Source organism: Lysinibacillus sp. NPDC098008, assembly GCF_044760715.1.
Taxonomy (GTDB): domain Bacteria; phylum Bacillota; class Bacilli; order Bacillales_A; family Planococcaceae; genus Lysinibacillus.
Window position 1 is genome coordinate 1 of the sequence record NZ_JBIWBA010000060.1, and the last position, 2,330, is coordinate 2,330.

Consider the following 2,330-nt stretch of genomic DNA (forward strand, 5'->3'; position numbering starts at 1 on the left):
GTAAGCCCGAAATATAAAAAATAGCGCACCTTTACGGTACGCACGACGAATGGCCAACTATCCTAGATTTTTTTCGGATAGTTGGCTATTTTGCACATGTGGCTTGAATATTATCTGACCAAGGCATGTAATTATGTAAAATTTCAGGTTGTTGATGGAACGGTAAATTTGGTAACTCCGTCATCAGCTTCACCAGGTACTGATAAAAATCAATCCCGTTTGCTTTGGCCGTTTCAGCCAAACTTAAACAGATGGCATTCGCATTGGCACCTGCTTCGCTCACAGAGAAAAGCCAGTTTTTTCGGCCAATCACATTTGGGCGAATCGCATTTTCAGCGGGATTATTGTCAATTGCGATGTGGCCGTTTTCAAGAAAGACTTTTAACTCATCCGCTCGGCTCAATGTATATTCCGCTGCTTTCGCAATCGCGTTTTTACCAAAGAAAGGAGAACGGTCTATCCAATCGAAAAATTCAGCTATGATAGGCTTTGCTTCTTGTTGACGAACTCGTACACGTTCTTCCGGTGAAAGGTGTTTAATTTTACGTTCGATGTAAAATAAACGATCGCAATATTCAACGCCTATTCGTCCGTTTTTACTATCAGCTTTCAGCCAATAACGTCGTACGTGCGCCCAACAGTTCGCGAACTGAACATTAGGCAATTGACCATAAGCCGAATAGCCGTCACAAATCACAGTCCCATTGAATCCCGCAAGTAAATTTTCTAATATAGCTCGCCCTCGTGAGAGTGCGCTCTTAAATAAAACGATAATAGGACCTTCACTTTGTACACTACGACATACCCAATTATAGGCGTTCGATTGAGCCGGTTTTCCATCCGAACGTTTAAGTATCTGTGCATATGTTTCATCCACATGCAGCACAGATTTCGCCGTCAATAGTTGCTTCATCAAATCATAAAGCGGCTGAAGCCAATCTTCTGATACACGTATTACCCAATTGGATAAATTCTTATCGTTGGTATGTAGGCCATGTCTCTCCCATTCATTTACCTGACGGTAAAGTGGCAAGTACTGGATAAACTTATCGTAGATAAGCTTTGCTAAAACAGTGGGTCCAGCAATGCTTCTTTGGATAACACCTTGTGGTGCTTTACCACGTTTGATTTGTGCTTTTTGTAGGGCATCTTTTTTACACGCTTTGCACTCATAAGTATGTTCGAAATGTTGTACACGCTTCATCGTCGCTGGAATAAATTTAGCTTCTTCACGTACCATCGTTGAACTGAATTCTACCATTTCACCAAGACAACAATCACAAGCTAAGTTAGCTGGATGATGATGAATTTCTTCAACTTCAATATCCTCACGAAATGAATCATTTCGTTTTTTATTTGTCTTTTTACGAGTAACAGTATAACTAACCGTTTCCGTGCTTTTTTCTTCTGTCTGCTCAGGTTCGCTAAAAGACGGATCGTCTTCAAATAAAGAGCCTTGTCCATCGGGCGCTTGATACTTAGATTTCTCTGATTTAGAGCCATATAAAGCTTTTGTTAATTGGCGAACCTGTTCAGTTAATGCTTCAATTTGTTTGTTTAAACTTTTATTTTGTTCTTTCGTGTAGGATAGTTGTTCTTCCAATAATTGAATTACTTTTTCATTTGAAGCGTTTCCCAAATCATTCACCACGTTTCGTTCAGTATAAGTTGTGGATGATTATACCATTTTTTATACTGCGATTAAAAGATACCTTTTACAGATTTTGCAATTGCCTTTGGCTGTTGTAGGGATAATCCTTCTAATAACCAGCGAAGTTCTTGTTGCGAAAGGTTACGCACTTCATTTTCATCTTTTGGCCATTGTAATTTTCCATTATCTAATCGTTTATAAAGCATAGCGAAGCCATCTCCATCGAAATACAAACATTTATAACGGTCCTTGCTCCATCCAGAAAACAGAAAGATAGAATCACTATACGGATCCAATTCGAAAGAATCTTGAATGAGCGTTGCGAGACCGTCAATGCCTTTACGCATATCAGTCTTACCGCATATTATGTAGATGTTTTGCACGCTCGTAAAATCCTGTTTCATCAACCATTCAGCTCCTTCATAATGGTTTGGATAATGCGCTCATCTACGCCATTAAAGAGGGAAATTTCAGCCGTAGCGGTTTTAATTACACAACTTGGCTCAGTAGTGTATTGGCTAGAATGGAACGAAGAAGTTTCAACTGGAAGAGGGTCGAGTTTGACGGGAACAATGGTTAATTTGTCCGTTGGCATAGGAATGGCACCTCCTTTGAATGATACGTTTATCGTACCGGAGGTGCCAGGTCATTTATATGCGTTATTTGATTACGGGCTTAC

At 39.9% G+C, this 2,330-nt stretch carries 3 protein-coding genes; all 3 read right to left on the reverse strand.

The window, feature by feature from the left end:
* Positions 1 to 85 precede the first annotated feature (85 nt).
* Genes tnpC through ACIQVU_RS20175 form a run of 3 tightly spaced genes read right to left on the reverse strand, consistent with a single transcriptional unit; the run spans position 86 to position 2,246 of the window.
* Positions 86 to 1,648: an IS66 family transposase gene (gene tnpC / locus ACIQVU_RS20165; protein WP_340805400.1), complete on the reverse strand. Its 1,563-nt coding sequence runs from the start codon at positions 1,646 to 1,648 to the stop codon at positions 86 to 88.
* A 53-nt stretch (positions 1,649 to 1,701) separates the two neighbouring features.
* Positions 1,702 to 2,055 carry an IS66 family insertion sequence element accessory protein TnpB gene (gene tnpB / locus ACIQVU_RS20170; RefSeq protein WP_340808560.1) on the reverse strand — a complete coding sequence of 118 codons (354 nt, stop codon included), beginning with the start codon at positions 2,053 to 2,055 and terminating at the stop codon, positions 1,702 to 1,704.
* Positions 2,055 to 2,246, reverse strand: coding sequence for a hypothetical protein (locus ACIQVU_RS20175; protein ID WP_340805401.1), 192 nt, complete (start codon positions 2,244 to 2,246; stop codon positions 2,055 to 2,057). The genes tnpB and ACIQVU_RS20175 overlap by 1 nt, the downstream gene beginning before the upstream one ends.
* Positions 2,247 to 2,330: the final 84 nt, after the last annotated feature.

Excerpts from the sequence above, each read along its gene's own strand:
- ACIQVU_RS20175 (WP_340805401.1), bottom strand. The coding sequence starts at position 2,246 with ATGCCAACGGACAAATTAACCATTGTTCCCGTCAAACTCGACCCTCTT.
- tnpB (WP_340808560.1), bottom strand. The coding sequence starts at position 2,055 with ATGAAACAGGATTTTACGAGCGTGCAAAACATCTACATAATATGCGGT.